Source organism: Tamaricihabitans halophyticus (genome assembly GCF_004340875.1).
Taxonomy (GTDB): Bacteria; Actinomycetota; Actinomycetes; order Mycobacteriales; family Pseudonocardiaceae; genus Tamaricihabitans; species Tamaricihabitans halophyticus.
Genome location: NZ_SLXQ01000009.1, coordinates 198,304 through 218,766, shown reverse-complemented (window position 1 = coordinate 218,766; position 20,463 = coordinate 198,304). Strand labels below are relative to the sequence as shown.

At 66.7% G+C, this 20,463-nt stretch carries 17 protein-coding genes; 16 read left to right on the top strand and 1 reads right to left on the bottom strand.

Translation table 11 applies throughout. The features are described 5' to 3' along the window. Positions 1-69 precede the first annotated feature (69 nt). The 9 genes from EV191_RS20165 (at position 70) to EV191_RS20125 (ending at position 11,214) form a co-directional block, all read left to right on the top strand. Entirely contained in the window at positions 70-1,635 is a 1,566-nt protein-coding gene (locus tag EV191_RS20165; RefSeq protein WP_132878672.1) for a cell division protein PerM, read from the top strand. 84 nt (positions 1,636-1,719) lie between these two features. Beyond that, complete coding sequence (purN, locus tag EV191_RS20160; protein WP_132878671.1) at positions 1,720-2,337, top strand: phosphoribosylglycinamide formyltransferase; 618 nt, start codon at positions 1,720-1,722, stop codon at positions 2,335-2,337. After that, positions 2,334-3,920 carry a bifunctional phosphoribosylaminoimidazolecarboxamide formyltransferase/IMP cyclohydrolase gene (purH, locus tag EV191_RS20155; RefSeq protein ID WP_243659077.1) on the top strand — a complete coding sequence of 529 codons (1,587 nt, stop codon included), beginning with the start codon at positions 2,334-2,336 and terminating at the stop codon, positions 3,918-3,920. Before purN ends, purH begins: the two co-directional genes overlap by 4 nt. A 167-nt stretch (positions 3,921-4,087) precedes the next feature. After that, positions 4,088-4,825 carry a hypothetical protein gene (locus EV191_RS20150; protein ID WP_424565485.1) on the top strand — a complete coding sequence of 246 codons (738 nt, stop codon included), beginning with the start codon at positions 4,088-4,090 and terminating at the stop codon, positions 4,823-4,825. Next, complete coding sequence (locus tag EV191_RS20145) at positions 4,822-6,411, top strand: DNA polymerase Y family protein (RefSeq protein WP_132878670.1); 1,590 nt, start codon at positions 4,822-4,824, stop codon at positions 6,409-6,411. Before EV191_RS20150 ends, EV191_RS20145 begins: the two co-directional genes overlap by 4 nt. Beyond that, a complete protein-coding gene (locus tag EV191_RS20140; protein ID WP_132878669.1) occupies positions 6,411-6,590 on the top strand; it encodes a hypothetical protein in 180 nt (59 codons plus the stop codon). The genes EV191_RS20145 and EV191_RS20140 overlap by 1 nt, the downstream gene beginning before the upstream one ends. Beyond that, the gene (locus EV191_RS20135; protein ID WP_132878668.1) at positions 6,590-9,913 is read left to right on the top strand and encodes an error-prone DNA polymerase; all 3,324 of its coding nucleotides are present in this window, start codon (positions 6,590-6,592) and stop codon (positions 9,911-9,913) included. The genes EV191_RS20140 and EV191_RS20135 overlap by 1 nt, the downstream gene beginning before the upstream one ends. Before the next feature lie 82 nt (positions 9,914-9,995). Continuing rightward, complete coding sequence (locus EV191_RS20130) at positions 9,996-10,457, top strand: universal stress protein (RefSeq protein WP_132878667.1); 462 nt, start codon at positions 9,996-9,998, stop codon at positions 10,455-10,457. A 136-nt stretch (positions 10,458-10,593) separates the two neighbouring features. Then, positions 10,594-11,214, top strand: coding sequence for a pentapeptide repeat-containing protein (locus tag EV191_RS20125; protein ID WP_243659076.1), 621 nt, complete (start codon positions 10,594-10,596; stop codon positions 11,212-11,214). Positions 11,215-11,220: 6 nt separating this feature from the next. Here the strand turns inward: EV191_RS20125 and EV191_RS20120 are convergent, their stop codons facing one another. Then, the gene (locus EV191_RS20120; protein ID WP_165913020.1) at positions 11,221-14,181 is read right to left on the bottom strand and encodes a TNT domain-containing protein; all 2,961 of its coding nucleotides are present in this window, start codon (positions 14,179-14,181) and stop codon (positions 11,221-11,223) included. A 297-nt stretch (positions 14,182-14,478) separates the two neighbouring features. On the opposite strand from EV191_RS20120, the gene EV191_RS20115 reads away from it, so the two are divergent. The 7 genes from EV191_RS20115 to EV191_RS20085 all read left to right on the top strand — a co-directional run bounded on the left by EV191_RS20115 (position 14,479) and on the right by EV191_RS20085 (position 20,454). Beyond that, positions 14,479-15,333 (top strand): bifunctional methylenetetrahydrofolate dehydrogenase/methenyltetrahydrofolate cyclohydrolase, encoded by an 855-nt coding sequence (locus EV191_RS20115; protein WP_132878666.1) that lies wholly within the window; start codon positions 14,479-14,481, stop codon positions 15,331-15,333. A gap of 171 nt (positions 15,334-15,504) precedes the next feature. After that, positions 15,505-15,798, top strand: a complete 294-nt coding sequence (locus EV191_RS20110) for a DUF3017 domain-containing protein (protein ID WP_132878726.1) — start codon at positions 15,505-15,507, stop codon at positions 15,796-15,798. 54 nt (positions 15,799-15,852) lie between these two features. After that, on the top strand, positions 15,853-16,464 hold the full coding sequence (locus tag EV191_RS20105; RefSeq protein WP_132878665.1) for a TetR/AcrR family transcriptional regulator: 612 nt from the start codon (positions 15,853-15,855) through the stop codon (positions 16,462-16,464). A gap of 259 nt (positions 16,465-16,723) precedes the next feature. Next, complete coding sequence (locus EV191_RS20100; protein ID WP_132878664.1) at positions 16,724-17,485, top strand: SDR family NAD(P)-dependent oxidoreductase; 762 nt, start codon at positions 16,724-16,726, stop codon at positions 17,483-17,485. Positions 17,486-17,550: 65 nt separating this feature from the next. Next, positions 17,551-18,693 carry an acyl-CoA dehydrogenase family protein gene (locus EV191_RS20095; protein WP_132878663.1) on the top strand — a complete coding sequence of 381 codons (1,143 nt, stop codon included), beginning with the start codon at positions 17,551-17,553 and terminating at the stop codon, positions 18,691-18,693. After that, positions 18,690-19,559 (top strand): enoyl-CoA hydratase, encoded by an 870-nt coding sequence (locus tag EV191_RS20090; protein WP_132878662.1) that lies wholly within the window; start codon positions 18,690-18,692, stop codon positions 19,557-19,559. The genes EV191_RS20095 and EV191_RS20090 overlap by 4 nt, the downstream gene beginning before the upstream one ends. Then, complete coding sequence (locus EV191_RS20085) at positions 19,549-20,454, top strand: SMP-30/gluconolactonase/LRE family protein (protein WP_132878661.1); 906 nt, start codon at positions 19,549-19,551, stop codon at positions 20,452-20,454. The genes EV191_RS20090 and EV191_RS20085 overlap by 11 nt, the downstream gene beginning before the upstream one ends. Positions 20,455-20,463 lie beyond the last annotated feature (9 nt).

Sequence of the window (20,463 nt, the reverse complement as noted above, 5' to 3'; positions counted from 1 at the left end):
GATTGATCACACTGTCGAGCACGGCGTGGCTCACCCGGACGGCCCAGCCCGAATGCGATGGTTGGCAGCGTGCCGCTCGCTCAGCCCGTCGATCTCGACGCGCCGGAAGACACTCCGGCGGTGCCGGCGTCCTCGCGCGTCCGAGTATTCGCGATGGCCGCGGTGCTGCCCCTTGTCACCGGTTATGCCGCCGTGGCCGCGCTACTCGCGCTGGTCACCGCGATCGCGTCGAACTCGCATTTCGCCACTTCGGGAGTGTTGCTCGCCGCCGTACCCGGCTGGCTGGCCGTACATCAGGTGCCGATATCGATACTTGGGCATCCGCTGAGCGTGCTCCCACTGTTGCCGACGATCCTGTTGGCGATGTTCATCGCGCGGGCAGCTGGTGCCGCGGCGGACCGGTTGGGATTGCGTACCCCGCGTCAGGCGATCCCGTTGGTCGCGACTTTTGCCGGCGCGCATGCCGGGTGTGGCTTTCTGCTCGCGATGTTGGTTTCCGGCAGCGATCTGGATTCCTCGCCACTGCTCGGGATGTTGGTGCCGGGCGGGATAGCCGCGGTCGCCGCGACCGTCCCGCTTGCCCGACGTTGTGGGATTTTCGCCAGGCTGCGGGTGTGGCTCGACGAGACGGCGCCCCGTGGGCTGCGAGCCGGGCTGGTCGGGATTTCCGGGCTCGTCGCGGTCGGCACGCTGACCTATCTGCTCGGCATCGCGTTGGCGTTTCCGACCGTGCGTCAGTTGTTCACCGAGCAGGCCGACGGGTTCGGCAGCGGCTTGGGCATGTTGCTGCTTTCCGTGGCGTATGTGCCGAATGCCGTGCTTGGGGCCACGTCGTTTGCGTTGGGGCCCGGGATAACGCTCGGTTCGGCGCATATCGGGATGTTCGAGTTCTCCGGCGGCCCGGTGCCCGCGCTGCCGATCCTCGCCGCGTTGCCCGAGCAACAGGCGCAGTGGTGGCCGGTATTCCTGCTCGCGCCGGCCGCGGTGGGCGCGCTGGTCGGCTGGATGTGCCGGAAGGCCGCGCCGCGTCCCTTCGATCGGCTGCGCATGGTGATCGTGGCTGGTGCGGTGACCGCCCTCGGCTGGGTTCTGCTTGGCTCGCTTGCCGGCGGTTCGTTGGCCGGTGGACCATTCGATCCGGTTCGGGTGCCGGCTGATCTGGTGTCGGTGGCCGCGTTCCTGAGCATTGTCCTGCCTGGCGGCCTGCTCGCCTGGTTCGCGGGCGAACGCCCGGCGCGTTCCGGCGCGCCAGCCCAGGAAATGACGGACGAACAAGAAGAGCAAGAAGAGCAGGAAGATCTTGCCGAGTCCGACGAGCTAGATGCCTCAGATGAGCCAGGCGAGCTCGATGAAACCGGTGAAGTGGACGAGGGCGACGAGCTCGAAGACCACGACGAACTCGAAGAACCCGAAGAGCACGACGAACCCGAAGAGCACGAGGAGCCCATTGCCTCGGCTCGGCTGGAAACCGAATGGGACGAGGACGCCTGGGATGACGCCGAGTGGGAGGCGTACCTCGACCCGTCCGACGACGGTGGCCTCGACCCGTCCGACGACGGAGACACCGAGGGTGTCCAGGAGGACACCGAACGCACCCCCGGTGGCCAGCCGAAGCCGGGGAATCGCACCGATTAAGCTGGACGGGTCGCGACCCAACCGGTTATCGAGGAGCGCGCCCTGACCCCGCCCGCGTCCGCACCAGAGCCCGCGTCGACTCGACTGTCGATCGCCGCCCCGGCAAAGGTCGTCGTCCTCCTTTCCGGTTCGGGTACCTTGCTGCAGGCAGTGCTGGATGCCGCCGCGGATCCCGAGTACCCGGTCCGAATCCTCGCCGTTGGCGCCGACCGGGACGGCATCGCCGGCCTCGACCGGGCCAGCGCGGCTGGCCTGCCGACCTTCGTGACCCGGCTCGGTGCGCATCCGGACCGTGCGGCCTGGGACAAGGCGCTGACCGAGGAAGTGGCCGCCTATCAGCCGGACCTGGTGCTGTCCGCGGGATTCATGAAGATCCTCGGCCCTGCCTTCCTCGCCGCCTTCGGCGGCAGGGTGATCAACACGCATCCGGCGTTGCTGCCCGCTTTTCCCGGTGCGCACGCCGTCGATGACGCGTTGCGGCACGGGGTCAAGGTCACCGGCTGCACGGTGCACCTGGTGGACGAAGGTGTGGACACCGGCCCGATCCTCGCGCAGCAGGCGGTGCGGATCGACCCCGCCGATGGCGCGGACAGCCTGCACGAGCGGATCAAGGACGCGGAACGCGGTTTGCTCGTGGATGTGCTTGCACGGTTGGCCGTGCGGGGCTGCACGGTGACCGGACGAAAGGTGAGTATCCCGTGACCGGAGGAACGCAGGTGCAAGACAGTCAACCCGTTCGGCGTGCGCTGATCGGCGTATCGGACAAGAGGGGCCTGCTCGAGCTGGCCACCGGGCTGCACGCCGCTGGCGTGGAGATTGTCTCCACTGGCGGTACGGCACGAGTGATCGCCGACGCCGGAGTTCCAGTCACCCCCGTCGAGGAAGTCACCGGCTTCCCCGAGTCGCTGGACGGCCGGGTGAAAACGCTGCACCCGAGGGTGCACGCCGGGCTGCTCGCCGACCAGCACAACCCCGAGCACGTGAGTCAGCTGGCCCAGTTGGGCATCCTGCCGTTTGATCTGCTCGTAGTGAATCTCTACCCGTTCAGCCAGACCGTCGACTCCGGTGCCAGCGCGCAGGAGTGCGTCGAGCAGATCGACATCGGCGGTCCGGCGATGGTCCGCGCGGCGGCGAAAAACCACGGCTCGGTAGCCGTTGTGGTGCGGCCGGAACGCTATGACTGGGTGCTCGACCGGGTGCGCCAGGGCGGTTTCTCACTAGCTGAGCGCAGGGAACTGGCGGTGGCCGCGTTCCGCCACACCGCCTCCTACGATGTCGCCGTCGCCACCTGGCTCGGCGCGGAGTTCGCGGAGCCAGACGACGCCGGCTTCGCCGAATGGCTCGGCGCGAGCTGGCAGCGCGACCAGGTGTTGCGCTACGGCGAGAACCCGCACCAGCGGGCCGCGCTCTACGTCGGGCACCGGGTTTCCGGACTTGCCGGCGCGGATCAGTTGCATGGCAAGGAAATGTCCTACAACAACTATGTGGACTCGGATGCCGCCTGGCGTGCCGCGCATGACCACACCGAGCCGTGCGTGGCCATCATCAAGCACGCGAACCCGTGCGGGATCGCGGTGTCCAGGGCGCCCGAGCCGGAAGCGATCGCCGAAGCGCACCGCAAGGCGCACGCCTGCGATCCGGTGAGTGCTTTTGGCGGTGTGATCGCCGCCAACCGGGAGATCACCGTGGCGGCCGCGGAACAGATCGCGGATATCTTCACCGAGGTAATCATTGCTCCGTCCTATGCGGATGGTGCGGTGGATGTGCTGGCACGGAAGAAGAACGTCCGCGTGCTCCGCGCCGACTCGCCCGAGCGCGGCGGGTTCGAACAGCGGGCGATCTCCGGCGGGCTGCTGGTGCAGGAATCCGACATCATCGACGCCGAAGGCGATGATCCAGCAAAGTGGACGCTCGCCGTCGGCGCGCCCGCGGACGCGGAAACCCTTGCCGATCTTGCCTTCGTCTGGCGCTCCTGCCGTGCGGTGAAGTCGAACGCGATCCTGCTCGCCAAGGACGGGGCGACCGTCGGCGCCGGTATGGGGCAGGTGAACCGGGTGGACGCGGCGCGCCTCGCCGTCTCGCGCGCGGGTGATCGGGCGGCCGGCTCGGTGGCCGCATCGGACGCCTTCTTCCCGTTCCCCGATGGGTTGCAGGTGTTGTTGGACGCCGGGGTGCGCGCGGTCGTGCAGCCGGGCGGATCCGTCCGGGATGCCGAGGTAACCGCCGCCGCCGAGGCTGCGGGGATCACGCTGTACCTGACCGGAACCCGGCACTTCGCGCACTAAAGACCCCGACTTGACGTGGTTGGGTGGCCGGTGTTTACTAGGGGTATCGAACTAGTGTTCGAATAACGGTGTTCGAGTAACGTAGTCGCCGGCTTCCCCACGGCGAGGTTCGTAGCGGTATCGGGCTTGGCTCGACCGTTGCACGGACCGCACGGTCGTGGGGAGAGGTGTGTCTGTTGCCGAGTCGGGGTGCGCTCGCGCCGCTGATGTCGCATATCGGGGTGCGCACGGCGAGCGAGTTGGTTGTCCACGGTAAGGACAACCGGGGTGAACCCGTGGAATCGGCCGAGGTTGGTCGGGTACTTCCGGTACCCGAGGCACTCGCGGAGCTGTTGCCGTGGCGGGGGCTGCGGCGTGGCGGCACGGTGGCCGTTCGGGGCGCCACCAGTTTGTTGCTCGCTCTGCTAGGGCCGGCGACCTCGGCCGGTTCCTGGGCTGGGGTGGTTGGTATGCCCGGTATTGGCGTGCTCGCCGCCACCGAATTCGGTGTCGTACCGCAACGGCTCGCACTGGTTCCCAACCCGGGTGCGGAATTCGCCCCGGTGGTGGCGGCGCTGCTGGAAGGCATGGATCTGGTCGCGGTACGCGCCGCGGCGGGGATCCGGCCAGAACACGCCCGCCGGTTGTCCGCGCGGGCCAGGCACCACAAGTCGGTGCTGTTGTCGTTCGGCGCCTGGCCCGGCGCCGAGGTCGAATTGCACGGCAGCACGGCGCGGTGGTCCGGTGTCGAAGCTGGTTCGGGTTATCTGCGGACCAGGCGGTTGGTCGTGGAAGCGGTAGGGCGCGGCGCGGCTGCTCGACCGGTGCGTCGAACGCTGCTGCTCCCCGACAGCGCCGGCGGGATCGCTGCCGCCGAGGGTGCCACCGAAGCCAATCCAGCCAGGCCGAGGGAGCTGGCGGGATGAGCGCGCCTCGACTGCTCGTGGTGTGGTGTCCGGACTGGCCGGTGGTCGCGGCGGGACAGGCAACCGGGGTGCCCGTGCATATCCCCGCCGCGGTGCTGTCCGCGAATCGGGTGCTCGCCTGCTCCGCACAGGCACGCGGCAACGGGATCCGGCGAGGGATGCGCCGCAGGCAGGCGCAGGGCCGCTGCCCGGAACTGGTCGTGTTCGACGATGATCCGGCGCGCGATGCCGCCCTTTTCGAACCAGTAGCCGCTGCGGTAGAGGAACTCGCGGTCGGCGTCGAGGTGATTCGCTCCGGCGTGGTCGCGGTGCCCGCGCGCGGTTCGGCCAGGTACTTCGGCGGGGAGCGCGATCTCGCCGAGCGGCTGATCGACCAGCTTGCCAGTAGCACCGGGGTGGAGTGTCAGATTGGGATCGCCGATGGATTGTTCGCCGCACTGCTTGCCGCGCACCGCTCCGTCGTGGTCGCCGAGGGCGCAAGCGCGGAATTCCTCGCGCCACTCAGCGTGTCCGAACTGGACCAACCAGGGATTGCTGGGCAGGGCTGCGCGGAGCTGATCGACCTACTGAACCGGCTTGGGCTAAGCACTCTCGGCGAGTTCGCGGAAATTCCCGAACGGGAGGTGGCCGCGCGTTTCGGCACCGAAGGGGTCAGGGCACATCGGCTGGCCAATGCGACGCAGGAGCGGCCGCTGGACCGGCGTCGTCCGCCGCCGGACCTGTCCATCACACAACACCTAGACCCGCCGGTGGAGCGGGTAGATGCCGCCGCGTTCGTCGCGCGGGGTTTGGCAGAGCGGTTGCATGCCGGGCTGGCCAGCCGAGGATTCGCGTGTACTCGGTTGAACATCACCGCGAGCACCGAGCACGGTGAGCAGTTCAGCAGGATGTGGCGGTGCGCTGAACCGCTCACCCCCGCTGGGATCGCCGACCGGGTGCGCTGGCAGCTCGACGGCTGGTTGCGGATCGGCAAGGGGGATCGCCCCAGCTCTGGTATCCAGACGCTGCATCTTGAGCCAGCCGAAGTCGTGCTGGGCAGTGAGCTGCAGCTTGGTCTGTGGCATGGCGCGGAGCAGGCAGCCGCGGCGGAGCGAGCCGGCAGGGCCTTGGTCAGGGTGCAGGGATTACTCGGGGAACAGAGCGCCGGCACGCCGGTCGTGCAGGGCGGTCGAGGACCCACGGAGCGGGTACGGCTGGTGCCATGGGGGACCGAACGATCGGTACGCGATGATCCGGAGCTGCCATGGCCGGGGCGACTCCCCAGCCCTTCGCCGGCGACCGTGCTGGTAACTCCCGAGCCGGCCGTGCTGCGCGATACCGGTGGTGCGGAGATCGAGCTGACCGCGCGAGGTGAACTCAGTGCCGCGCCGCATGTCGTGCGCAGCGGCTGGGTAACCGGTCTGGTTTCTGACTGGGCCGGCCCCTGGCTGGTGGATCAGCGATGGTGGGCCCCGGAGCGCGCCGCGTTGCTCGCCAGGGTTCAGGTAGTGCTGACCGAGGAGGAGACCGGCACGCAAACCGCGTTGTTGCTGCTGCGCGCGGAACACGATAGTCCGCAATGGATGGTTGAAGGGGTGTACGACTGATGGGTTCGGCTACTCCGCACGAGATACCGATGATTCCGGTGCCGAGGGTATCCCCGGAAGGGAGTGTGCGCCCCGAAGTTGGCTTCCCGGATGGCGTGCGCGCGGTATTCGACCCGGTTCGGGACGGCTGGGATGAGCCCCGCGAGCGCGGTTTCTCGCCAGGCACGGGAGCGGGGTAGTGGGTTGGCATAACCCACCCGTTCGCTGGTCCGAATTGCACCGGGCGATGCGTGGTGACTACGACCCTGAGCGGGGAGACGGCAACGATAGTCCAGCATGGACATATCACCGGGAAGCCTACGCGCGCCCGGAAGATCTGGGACCGCTTGGCCTCACCGACCATGCCGACGGCGATAGCCGTGTCCCCTACGCCGAGTTGCACTGCCACAGCAACTTCAGCTTCCTTGATGGTGCCAGTCACCCCGAGGAACTGGCCGAGGAAGCTTTCCGGCTTGGCCTGGACGCGGTCGCGATTACCGATCACGACGGGATGTACGGGGTTGTCCGGTTCGCCGAAGCGGCGCGGGAACTGGGTATCCGCACGGTGTTCGGCACCGAGTTGAGCATCGGGCTTTCCGCCCCACAGAACGGGATCGCTGATCCGGAGGGCGAGCACCTGCTACTGCTCGCCACGGGCAAGGAGGGCTACCACCGGTTATGCCGCACGATCACCACGGGGCAGTTGCACAAGGACGGCGCGAAGGGCAGGCCGGTCTACGACCTCGAGCAGGTGGTGGCCGATACCGCGGAACACTGCGTGGTGCTGACCGGTTGCCGTAAGTCCGCGGTGCGTCGAGCACTCACCGAGCAGGGCCCGGAAACCGCCTTCGCGCGGCTACGTCAGCTGGTTTCCTGGTATGGCACGGAGCGCGTCTTCGTCGAGCTGATCGACAACGGCCTCCCACTGGATAGCACGCAGAACGATCTGCTCGCCGGGATGGCGACCGAACTTGGCCTGCCCACCGTGGCTACCGGCGCGGTGCACTACGCACGGCCAAGTCGTGGCCGGCTGGCCGCGATGATGGCCGCGATCAGGGCCCGGCGCAGTCTGGACGAGATGGCCGGATGGCTACCCGGCGCGGGGACGGCGCATCTGCGTTCGGGAGCTGAGATGGCGACAAGGTTCGCCCGCTATCCGGGAGCCGTGCAGCGGGCGGCGGTACTCGGCACCGAATGCGCTTTCGAACTACTGCTCACCGCGCCGCGGCTGCCGCCGTTCGAGCTGGGCCAGGGGCATACCGAGGCAAGCTGGCTACGTTCCTGCGTCTATCAGGGCGCGGCGAAGCGCTATGGCTCAAGGAAGGACTACTCGAAGGCGTATGTGCAGATCGAACATGAGCTGCGGATCATCGAGGAGCTTGGTTTTCCCGGCTATTTCCTGATCGTGCATGACATCGTGCAGTTCTGCGTCGATCACGACATTCTTTGCCAGGGCCGTGGTTCGGCGGCGAACTCCGCGGTCTGCTACGCGTTGGGAATCACCAAAGTGGACCCGGTGTACTGGGAGCTGCTGTTTGAACGGTTCCTCGCGCCCGAACGGGATGGGTATCCGGATATCGACCTGGATATCGAGTCGGACCGGCGGGAAGAAGTCATCCAGTACGTCTACCGCAAGCACGGCAGGTTGCGGGCCGCGCAGGTAGCCAACGTGATCACCTACCGGTCCCGTTCGGCGGTGCGGGATACCGCCAGCGCCCTCGGCTACGCGCCTGGCCAGCGGGATGCATGGGGGAAGCAGATTGACCGCTGGGGCCCGCTCGAGTCCACAACGGAAGATCACGATCACGATATCCCGGACGATGTGCTGGCGTTGGCCTGCCAGCTACAGGACTTTCCTCGACATCTGGGTATTCACTCGGGCGGCATGGTGATCTGTGATCGACCGGTGAGCGAGGTGTGCCCGGTCGAGCAGGCGCGGATGGTAGACCGCACGGTATTGCAGTGGGACAAGGATGACTGCGCCGAAATAGGTCTGGTGAAGTTCGATCTGCTCGGTCTCGGCATGCTTTCCGCCCTGCACTACATGATCGACCTGGTACGCGAGCACACCGGTGAAGTCGTGGATCTGGCGAAGCTGAACCTTGCGGACAAGCGGATCTACGACATGCTCTGCGCCGCCGACGCGATCGGGGTTTTCCAGGTGGAAAGCAGGGCGCAGCTGGCCACGCTGCCCCGGTTGAAACCGCGGAAGTTCTATGACCTTGCCGTTGAGGTGGCGTTGATCCGGCCGGGGCCGATCCAGGGTGACTCGGTACATCCCTATATCCGCCGGCACAACGGGGAAGAGACCTGGGAGGTCGAGCACGAACTGCTGGTACCCGCACTGGGAAAAACCTACGGGGTGCCGCTGTTTCAGGAACAGATGATGCAGATCGCGGTGGATATCGCCGAGTTCACCCCGGCGGAGGCCGATGAGCTACGGCGGGCGATGGGGGCCAAACGCTCGACCGCGAAGATGGCGCGGTTGAAGGATCGGCTCTTTTCCGGGATGCGGGCGAAAGGCATCGACGGTGAGCTCGCCGAGACGATCTACCGCAAACTGCTCGCCTTCGCCAACTTCGGATTCCCGGAAAGCCATGCGCTGAGCTTCGCGCATCTGGTCTTCTGCAGCGCGTGGTTCAAGTACCACTATCCGGCTGCCTTCTGCGCCGGGCTTCTTCGTGCCCAGCCGATGGGTTTCTATTCCCCGCAGTCACTGGTCGCCGATGCGCGCCGGCATGGGGTGGTGGTTCGTGGCCCGGATATCAATGCCAGTGCGGCGGAGGCTGACCTGGAACGCGCCTCGCCGCGCAATTCCAGTCTCGCGGTGCGCATCGGGCTCGATGAGGTGCGCACCATCGGTACGGAACTCGCCAGGGAGATCGTGGCGGCGCGGGAATCCGGTGGACCGTTTGCCGGGATGGCCGATCTCGCCCGCCGAGTGCGGCTGAGCACCGCGCAGTTCGAGGCCCTGTCGACCGCGGGTGCCTTTGGCTGTTTCGGGTTACCCCGCCGTGAAGCATTGTGGTCGGCCGGCGCGGTGGCAGGGGAGCGACCGGACCGGTTGCCGGGCACCACGGTGGCGGCGGTGGCACCCGCGCTGCCGGGAATGGACGACGTCGAGCTGGCGGTCGCGGATGTGTGGGCGACCGGGCTTTCCCCGGACAGCTTCCCGACCCAGTTCGTCCGTTCGCGGTTGGCTTCGCTCGGGGTGTGTACCGCGCGTGAGCTGGGCGGCGTGGAGCACGGCGAGAAGGTGCTGGTCGGCGGCGCGGTCACGCATCGGCAGCGGCCGGCGACCGCGGGCGGGGTGACTTTCCTGAACATCGAGGACGAGACCGGGATGGTCAACGTGGTGTGCTCGCCAGGGCTGTGGGCCCGCTACCACCGGGTGGCGCGGGCCAGCCCCGCGATGCTGATCAGGGGCACGGTTGAGCGGGTGGACGGGGTGATCAACGTGTACGCGGAGCGGTTGCAACACCTTGAGTTGCGCATCCCTTCCCGGTCCCGCGATTTCCGCTGAGCTTCGCCGCTACCAGGTAAGCCTTGCATTACAACTCGGCGGGATCGACGATTCGTCCGACCTTGGCGCTTACCATGCACGGATGCCGGGAGCGAACGACGACCCGACCGAATACGAGATCGGCAAGGACGGGCTGTCCAGCATCGTGGTGGCGATGGATGGGAGCACGGCCGCCGAACACGCCTGCGCCTGGGCGGCCGGGTTGGCACGGCGGGAGCGGGCCAAGCTGATCCTGGTGTACATCGAGCCGCTGGCCAACCCCGCCTACTGGACGCCGATGGGCATGATCACCGCGACCGAAGCGGCGACCTCGTTCGTCGATGAGCTACGCGAGACGGCGGCCGAGCTGCTTGCCGACTGCACGGTGCCATGGGAGTTCGTGCACCATCGCGGCGACCCGGCAAGCGGGCTGGAAAGCGTCGCCGCGCAGCAGTGGGCGGACTGCATCGTGGTTGGCAGGTCACGGCATATCGGCGGTTCGCTCGGCACCGTGCCCAAGGCGCTCGCCGGACAGGCTCGTCGCCCGGTGGTCGTCGTCCCGTAATCCACAAAACCGCGTTCCGCGGGCTGATCGCGTTACTTGCGAATGCTCAGTAATCAACGGTTAGCCTGCTAATCGCGTTTTTTGGGGTGGGGGTTGGCTGCTCTGATCTGTCGGTGCGCTGCGTAGCCTTGGTTGGGTGAACGAGGACGTCGACGAACAGCCCCAGGTGCGGACGGTACGCGGAGAGTCTTACCGGGACGCGGTATTCACCGGCGAGCACTGGGCACACTGGCAGTTCGAGCAGTGCGATTTCACCGACGCGGACCTGCGCGGGCTGCACACCAACCAGGTCATCTTCCAAGACTGCGATTTCACCAAGGCGGACCTTGGCGAATCCCGGCATCGCGCGAGCGCGTTTCGGTCCTGCACCTTTGATTACGCGGTCCTCGGCAACAGCCACTTCGAAGGGTGCAGCCTGCTCGGGTCCACGTTCACTGGCCGGCGGATGCGACCGTGGACGGTACGCGACTGCGACCTCACCCTGGTCAGCCTCAGCCGATGCGAGCTGCGTAAAGCCGACCTGTCCAGCCTGCGCCTCAGGGAAGCGAACCTGGTCGAGGCCGACCTGCGGGAAGCGGATCTGCGCCAGACCGACCTGACCGGGGCGCGGTTGACCGCTACACGGTTGGACGACGCCGACCTCCGTGGCGCGCGGCTGGACGCGACCGCCTTGCGGCAGGCCGTGCTGACCGGCGCCCGAATCGACATCGATATGGCCGTATCGTTCGCCGCTGCCCACGGCTTGCGGGTGGGGTAGCCGCGGCTAGTAGCTGTTTACCGGCGGTGGTCCAGGTTCGATTTCCACCAGCGCGCCGTCCTCGATCAGTTCGTCGACCGACTGCGGAAGCAGATACGCGGTGCCGCCCCCCGGTTGCTCGAACCATGGGATCGCGGTACCCGTGAGCACCTGCATCGGCCGGCGGAGCCGATAGACGTGATACCGCCGGTTCACCCACTCCGGTACCAATGATCGCTGCTCGAACGGAGTCCCGTCCGCATAGGTCAGATTGCCGTCCGGCTCGCCGAACCGGTCAACCTCCGCGCCGGCCGGCAGATTGATCATCTGCTTGCCACGGAACAGGGTCAGCGGCGGCTCGCCAGGCATCGGCTGAATCGGCCAGCGGCTGGAGCCGCCCTGCGCGCCACCACGCTGCTCGCTTTGCTGCGGCTCGGCCTTGCTGGCGGCCGCCGTCCTCGGCGCGGCGGCCTTCGGGACCGCCGGTTGCTGGGCCTCCCGCTCGTCCACGGTGGTGCGGGTGGCCGCTGGTGCCTGACTGGTGGCGCCCGCGAAGTCCTCCGCTGCCGCGAAACCACCTGCCGAGTTCAGCGCGGCCGCCGAGATCTCCGGCGGAATCTCGGTGCGAATCCGGTCCCTGGTGCCCATTCCCTGGGGTTGAGGGGTAGGAGCCTGGGGTGCCGGAGCTTGGGGTGCCGGTTGCGCCGGCGGCTGGGCCGCAACGGGCGATGGCTCCGGTCGTGCCGGTGGCGCTTGGCGCGGCTGCGGTTCCTCCGCATGCGTGAACAGCGGGACCTCGTCGGGCTCGGGCCGTGCCGGCGGCGGAGGCGTGAAACCAGCTCCCGGTGTCGGTTGCGACGGCGCTGGCGGAACCGGGCCCGGTGGAACTGCGTCTGGTGGAACCGGCGCGGGCGGCACTGGTGTCGCTGGCGGATCCGGTGCCTGGAACGCGGGGGCCGGCTGATCCTGGTGTGGAACCTGCTCCGGCTGGGGCACGTCCGCCTGTGACACGTTCAGCAGCAACTTGCCGAGCATGAAGGCGGCGGCATCCTGGACATCCCCGAACATCGCCGGATTGACCAGTTCCTGGGCGTACCAACCGACGCGCCAGCCGCTGTCAGTTCGTTCAAGGCACCAGGCCTGCTCGCCGGCTTCGCCGATCCGGTATGCCTGTTGTGGTACGTCCAGTTCGGTCAGCGTCGCGTGCAACAGCTCAAGGCATTCGTCCACGCCGAGCGAGCGCGGGGCACGGGTATCCGCCGGTTCGCCGGCCGGCGAGCCTTGCGGCGTCAACTTGGCCGCCGTGTCCGGCGGCGCCGCTAACGGATCTGGTGCCTGGAACGTCTCGGCTGGCTGAACCGGACCTGCTGGCTGGGACTTGTCCACCGGTTGGAAAGCGGGGCCGGTTTCGAACCCGGGGGGCGGCCCGTGCTCGAAGGACGCGGCTTCGGGCTGCTCGCCGAACTGGGCTTGCTCGCCGAACTGGGGCTCGTCCCGGAATTGGAGTTCGTCCCGGTACTGGAGTTCGTCCCGATATTGGGGCTCCTCCCGATATTGGGGCTCGTCTCGATAGGAGGGTCCGTCCAGCGCCGGCAGCGGCGCATCGATCCGGGTGACCTCGGCGTCGTCTTCCGGCGGCTCCTGGTTGCCCAGCTCCTGGTTGCCCAGTTCTTGGTTGCCCGGTTCTTGGTTGCCCAGTTCCTGGCTTGCCAGTGGGGCATCGTCGTCCGGGATCGGCGCGTCGATGATCGGCACCACGGAGGTCGCTTCGGCCTCCGGTAGCTCAGCGTCCGGGGGCCGGGGTGGCAGCAGCGGGTCGTCCTCCGGGTGTTCTTGCTGGCCCGAATGCGAACCGTTCACCTGCTCGGAGTGCGTGTCAAAGCCACTTGCCAGCGCGGCGACCATCGGCACGCCGACGCCAGGGGCCTCCGGCGGCATCTCCGGCGTGACCACGGTGTGCGGGTCGATATCGGCGGGCTCGGGAACTGGATCGGGCGCCTCGACCGCTGGTGGCGCTGGTTCGCGCAGTGCGTCGGTGGGCTCCGGTTCATCGGCGTAGCCGAGCGCGGGCTCGTCGGGGTCGCCAGGCTCGTCGACGGCACGCGGCGGCGGTTCCTGGGACATCGGGCTCGGTGTCGGATTCTGGGCCGGAGCAGGAGCCTGGGCCGGAGGCGCATTGCGGGTGAGGTAGCTGGCTGCCGCCGCCTGCGCTTGCTCTGCCACTTCGGGAACGGTGAACTGCGCGGCGCTGATGTGTTGCAGCAGTTCCGGTTCGGGCGGTACGCCGTATTCCCGTAGATAGAAGTTCACCGCGGCCGGCCAGATCCAGGTGCCGTCGCTGTGGAAGGCGACCGGCACGGTGTTCGGCGCATCCGGAGCCAGCCGGTCGATATCGTGCCCGCGGCCGGGTAGCACGACCGGCGCGGAATCCAAATAACGCAGCACCGCTTGCGCGGTTTCCTGGTCCAGCTCGCCACGATTGATCACGGGACGGCCGTCGGCGCCCATTCCGTCGAAGATCCGGGCAATTCGGAAGCGCGGGCCGGGCTGCTCGGGAGTGAGCCCGGCGAGCCGGCGCATCAGCCAGTCCGGCACGTTCTCCTCGGTGCGCGGGAACGTGCGCAACTCGTCCGCGTAGGCCTGGGCGGGTGGTTCCGCCGCCCACTGCGGTTCATCGCGGTCGTAGTCCAGGTTGTAGCTGGATGGCCGGTCTAGCTGGTAACGGGCGTTGAACCAGGTGCCGCGCCCGTCCCGGTGCATGCCCGCGCGTAGTCGCGCGAACAGTCCGGCTACATCCTGGGAGACCTCCCACTCCTGGACGGTGCCGTCCGTCATGGTGATCTCGCCGGTCATCTCCTGGTACCGGCCGACCGCGCGGTAGCGCGTGACCAGCTGTTGCCAGTCGGCCGGGGCGGCGCGTAGCAAGGTCAGGCCGATCTGCTTGACCAGTGCATCCTGCTCGGTCGGATTCAGCTGCGTCGGAGCCACGCCGCCATCTTCCCCTCTCGGCTATCGCGGTGTACACGTGGTCCCGCCCGAGTGAGCTGACACCGCCATTCGGTCGATGGGTTACCCCAGCGTGTGGGGGACCCCGCGAGAGCATGGTGCGTCCTGGTGGCCGGTTCGCACAACCGCCGTAGCGGGGTGATTCGGTGGGTAGTCGAACGGTGACGGTCACCCTGTTCAGCTGGCCTTCCTGCCGCGTGAAAACCCGCCTCGACCTCTGCTTGCTGCGGATTCTCGGCAGGTGGGCGCCAGCTGGACAGTTTCTGCCAGAATTGCGGCGTGACGGCGACGATCCTGGATGGCAAGCAGACCCGCGACGTGATCTTCGAAGATCTGCGGGCTCGGGTGGAGGCGTTGGTGGCGCGGGGTATCCAGCCTGGGCTGGGCACCGTGCTGGTCGGGGATGACCCCGGCTCGCATTCGTATGTGAAGGGTAAGCATGCGGATTGCGCAAAGGTCGGTATCACTTCTATTCGCCGGGATCTACCGGCCGACATTTCTCAGGACGACCTGTTCGGGGTGATCGACGAGCTGAACGCCGATCCGGCCTGCACGGGCTATATCGTTCAGTTGCCGTTGCCGGATCACCTCGATTCGGGCGCGGTACTCGAGCGGATCGCACCGGCCAAGGACGCCGACGGGTTGCACCCGGTGAGCCTTGGCCGGTTGGTTTTGCAGGAGCCTGGCCCGTTGCCGTGCACACCGCGCGGGATCGTGGAGTTGCTGCGCCGGTACGAGGTTCCGCTGTCGGGCGCGCGGGTCGCGGTGGTTGGCCGTGGCGTCACCGTGGGTCGGCCGCTGGGTCTGTTGTTGACGAGGCGGAGTGAGAACGCGACGGTGACGTTGTGCCACACGGGGACGCGGGAGTTGCGCGAGGAGCTGCGGCGCGCCGATATCGTGGTCGCCGCCGCAGGTAAGACCGGACTGGTGACGCCGGATGACGTGCGCCCGGGCGCGGCGGTGTTGGATGTCGGGGTCACCCGAACCGAGCAGGGCTTGGTCGGCGATGTGCACCCGGATGTGCGCGAAGTTGCCGGGTTCCTGGCGCCAATGCCTGGCGGGGTGGGGCCGATGACGCGGGCGATGCTGCTGGCCAATGTCGTTGAGGCTTCCGAACGGAGCTTGGCGGAGTGAGCGTTGTTCCCGAACGGAGCTTTGCGGAGTGAGCGTTGTTCCCGAACGGAGCTTTGCGGAGTGAGCATTGTTCCTGAACGGAGCTTGGCGGAGTGAGCGTTGTTCCTGAACGGAGCTTGGCGGAGTGAGCAGCACTCCGAACGAAGTTCGGCGTAGCGAGGTTGAGTGACCATGTCGTGGCGGGAGCGGGGGGTACGGGGTAGCGCTCCGTACGCTCCGTTCCTGGTAGTTGTGGGCCTGGTGGCGATCGGGCTGGTGCAGATCGCGCTCTATTACTGGCGCCAGGGCACCGGCATGGTGGGCATCGCGTTGCTGGTGGCCGCCGTCATCCGGTTGGCGCTTTCGGACGATCGGGTTTGGCTGCTGGCGATTCGCAGCCGACCAGTGGACGCGTTGACCTATGCCGGGCTGGGTCTGCTGATCGTGGTGGTGGCGTTGACAATCGAGGGTGGCCCGTTGGGGTAGACCTGGCGGCGGGATGACCGTTGTGTCCCCGGTGGATGCTCTAGGCTTGTTGGAATGACCGTGCAATCCACCCAGCGCCGAACAAATGCGGAACGTCGGGCGGCGTCCCGGTCCGCGGTGTTGGATGCGACGGTCAAGGCGATCGTCTCCTATGGCTACCAGGGCGCGACCTCGGCGCGGATCGCCGAGTTGTCCGGCTTTACCCGCGGCGCGCAGAAGTACCATTTCAAGAACAAGGCGGAGATGGTCGCTGAGGCTCTGGTGCATCTGCACGAGAACCTCATGCAGTCAACGTTGGCCGCGTTCGAGAAGTCTGCCGAGGACGGTCTCTTCGCGGTACTCGAAGCCTTGTGGGCGTCCTTTCAGGACGATGTGTTCACCGCGGCTGCCGAGTTGAGGGTTGCGGCGCGAATCGATGTTGAGCTCAAGACCCGGCTGGTCGCCGCGGAGCAACAGATTGGTCGCCGGATTCGCGTGCTGATGATGGAGACTCTCGACGATGGGCAGCACTCGCCCGAGCGGTTGCGCGCGATTGGCGATCACATCGTCAATGTGATGCGTGGGATGGCGTCGCAGAGTGCGTTGTACCCGAATCCGGACCGGGAACAGCGTCAGCTGCGCGTACTGCATGAAGCGGTGTGCGCCCTGCTCGAAGCCCCCGCCTAGGTGTCTTCATTTCGCTGACCTGCCGTTTCGATACGCGGCAGGTCCGACCGGTATTGCCGTGCCGTGGGGTGGCGCGACGTGCCCCCCAATAGCAGGGTGCCTTCAAAAGGTGCCACGGCAATGAGGTGTCACCGCGCAACGTGACGGATCTTCATCGTGTCTGTCCCTCGTTCGAATCATTGACATACATCCCGGGATGGATTTAAGTTCTCTTTACTGGTCTCGGTGATGTGGCCTAGGTCTCTCGGAGGTTCCGTTCGTGGACACGCAGCAGCTCAACGGCAAGGTCGCTGTGGTGACAGGTGCCGCAAGCGGTATCGGTAAGGCGATCGCACACTGCTTTGTCGCGGCAGGGGCCAAGGTCGTGGTCGCGGATATCTCGACCAAACGCGCCACGGCCACCGCAACGGAGCTGGGGTCGGCGGCAACGGCCATGCGCTGTGACGTCGGGGAACCGACGCAGGTGCGTGCCGCGGTCGAGCTCGCCGAGGAGGCCTACGGCGGGCTGGACATCATGGTGAACAACGCCGGTGTGGATCGAGGCGCGCCGCTGACCGAGCTCAGCGAGGAAGCCTGGCAGCGCACCGTGGCCGTGAATCTCGGCGGGGTGTTCGCCGGTATCAAGTACGCGGCGCCGGCGATCAAAGCCCGCGGTGGCGGGGCGATCCTGAACACCTCGTCGGTTGCCGCGAGTCGAGCGATCGCCGGACTTGGCGCCTACAGCGCAAGCAAAGCCGGCGTGGAGGCGCTTACCCGCGCGGCGGCACTCGAACTGCGGCCGGCGGGTATCCGGGTGAACGCGCTGGTGCCGGGATTCATCAAGACAGCGGGCGCCGATTTCCATGAGGAGACTCTTACCGACGGTGTGGCGATGAACCTCGACGCGCATGTCGTTGCCAAGCAGGGGCGGTGGGGCGAACCGGATGAGGCGGCCAGGGTGGCGCTGCATCTGGTCAGCGCCGAGTCCTCGTTCACCTCAGGGTTGCTCTACACCATCGATCATGCCTACAGCGTCAGCTGACCGAACTACACCAAGTACTCGTCCCAGGTAATGCCCCAGCGGCGGACACAAGGAACGCGATGTCGATGACGGCTCTTGACGCCGATGACCGCCAGGATTTCGCCGCGGCGATCCGCGATTTCGTGGCGCGGGAATGCGGTACGCGGGAGCAGTGGAGTGCCCTGACCGACGACGGAAAACATGCGCACAGCAAGGAGATCAGCGAGAAGCTGGGCAGGCTCGGGTGGTGTGGTGTCGCGCTGCCCGAGGAGTACGGCGGCGGGGGTGGCTCGGTAACGGACGCCTGCGTACTGCTCGAAGAGCTCGCTTATGGTCAGGTTCCGGTGTTTGGCCTGGCCATCTCGATGATCGTGGGCAAGGCGGCCGAGCGGTTCGGTTCCGAACGGCAGCGAAGGGAGATCATCGGCAGTGTCTGCCGGGGTGAGGTTTCCTCGGTTGCGATGTCCGAACCGGACGCTGGGTCGGACGTCGGCTCGCTGGCCTGCCGCGCCCATGCCGAATCCGGTGGCTACCGGATCAACGGGCAGAAGACCTGGATTTCCTGCGCGCACTATGCGGAGCGGATTCTGCTGGTGTGCCGCACGGACAGCTCCGGCGTGAAACACGACGGCATCACCATGCTCGAGGTACCGTGCGACACGCCGGGAATCGATATCCGCCCCATCGACACACTTGGTGGGCGCGAGATCAACGAGGTGTACTTCACGGACGCCTTCGTGCCGGCCGACCATGTCATCGGCGTAGCCGGCGCGGCGTGGAAACAGTTGATGGCCGGGCTGAACTTCGAACGGTTGGCGTGCGCGGCGCAGTTCCTTGGCAACGCCCGTCGGGCCTTCGACGACACATTGGACTATGTGCGGCAGCGGGAGCAGTTCGGCAGGCCGGTCGGATCGTTTCAGGCGTTGAAACACCGGATCGCGGATCTGGCGACCGAGCTGGAGTGCTGTCGCCTGCTCGTCTATGACGTGGCGGGCCGGGTAGACGCCGACCCGGAACGTCAGCTTCCCAGCCTGGCTTCGATGGCGAAACTGAAGGTCACCGAAACGGCCAAACGCATCACGCTGGAAGGCATGCAGATGATGGGTGCGGCTGGCTATACCACCGAGTACAACATGGAGCGCTATCTGCGCAACAACATTGTGTCCACAGTGTACGCGGGGACCAGTGAGGTGCAGCGGGAGATCATCGCGAAGGGGTACCGGCTGTGACCGACGAGCGCATCAGGTACGAGCGGCCAGCGCCCGCGGTGGCGAGGATCGTGCTCGCCCGCCCGGACAAGCGCAATGCGCAGGATCGCGCGCTGCTGCACGAACTCGATGACGCTTACCAGCGCGCACTCCGGGATTCCGACGTCCGGGTCATCGTGCTCGCCGCGGACGGACCGGACTTTTCCGCGGGGCACGATCTTGACTCGGACTGGTCGATGGACGGCGTGGATACCCACACGCTGTCCGGTGGATTCGACTCGCCAGGAGCCGAATCCTGGCTTGCTACTGAAGAAGAACTGTTTACCGGGTTGTGTCTGCGCTGGCGGGATATTCCCCGGCCGACGATCGCGCAGGTACAGGGCAGGGTGATCGCCGGCGGGCTGATGCTGGTATGGCCATGTGATCTGATCGTGGCCAGCTCCGATGCCTCCTTTGTGGACCCGGTATGCGCATTCGATATGAACGGCGCGGAGTACTTCACCCATCTCTGGGAGCTCGGCGCCCGCCGAGCAAAAGAAATGCTCTTCACCGGTGAGCCGATCAGCGCTCAGCTCGCGAGGGAAATTGGCATGGTCAATCAGGTTGTACCGCCGGATGAGTTGGCGGCGGCAACGCTTGACCTTGCTGAGCGGATCGCCCGCCGCCCAACCTTTGGTATCCGGTTGGCCAAGCGGGCGATCAACAGCGGTCTGGATATTCAAGGTCAGCGGAGCGCGATCGACGTCGCTTTCGGGCTGCATCACGCGGGGCATGCACATAACCGCCAACTGCACGGCAGCATCGTCGATCCATCCGGCAGAGATGTTATTCGGAATTCGGCACACCGTAGTAACGGCAACGAAAGGAACGGCAGTGATGACAACTAGGACGGTTGAAACCCTCGCCAGCGGCGGGCACTACTTCGAAGGTGCCCGCTGGCGGGATGGCTTGTGGTGGGTTTCCGATATCTACGCGGGCAAGGTGTGCACCTACGACTCCTCGGGTACCCGCACGGTGATCATGGAGGTGGAAGGGAACCCATCGGGCCTTGGCTGGCTGCCGGATGGTTCGCTCCTTGTCGTTTCGATGCATGACCGCAAGCTACTCAAGCGTGCGGCGAATGGTGCGGTGAGCGTGCACGCCGACCTGTCCGGTGTCTGCGACTACGAGATCAATGACATGGTGGTGGACAAGGACGGCCGCGCCTATATCGGCACGATCGGATTCGCCATCGCGCAGGGCGAGGACCCGCGTGCCGGTTCGGTGTACCGAGTGGACCCGGACGGCACCGTCTCGGTCGTCGCCGACGGCATGTGGTGCCCGAACGGAATGGTGATCACCAACGACGACAGCACGTTGGTTGTCGCCGAGTCCTTTGCTGGCCGGATGACCGCGTTCACCTTCGGCGACAACGGTGAACTCACCGAGCGCAGGGTGCTCGCGCAGTTCGGCACGCCACCGCCGGTTGGTCCAACCGCGGAGATGATGGCCGGCGTGGACCTGCTTCCGGACGGCTGCGCGATCGATGTCGAGGACCACATCTGGATTGCTGACGGGGCGAAGAAGCGCATCGTGCGACTGTCCCCGCAGGGCGAGATTGTCGAGGAACTCACCGATCCGGCCGGCAACGGGATCTACGCCTGCGCACTCGGCGGCCCTGATAACCGGACCCTGCTGCTGTGCACGGTGCCGGACTTCTTCGCCGCGGCGCAGGGCATCGACACCGACAAGGCGGTACTGAAGACCACCACGGTTGACGTGCCGCATGGCGGACGACCCTGAGCGGGGGCC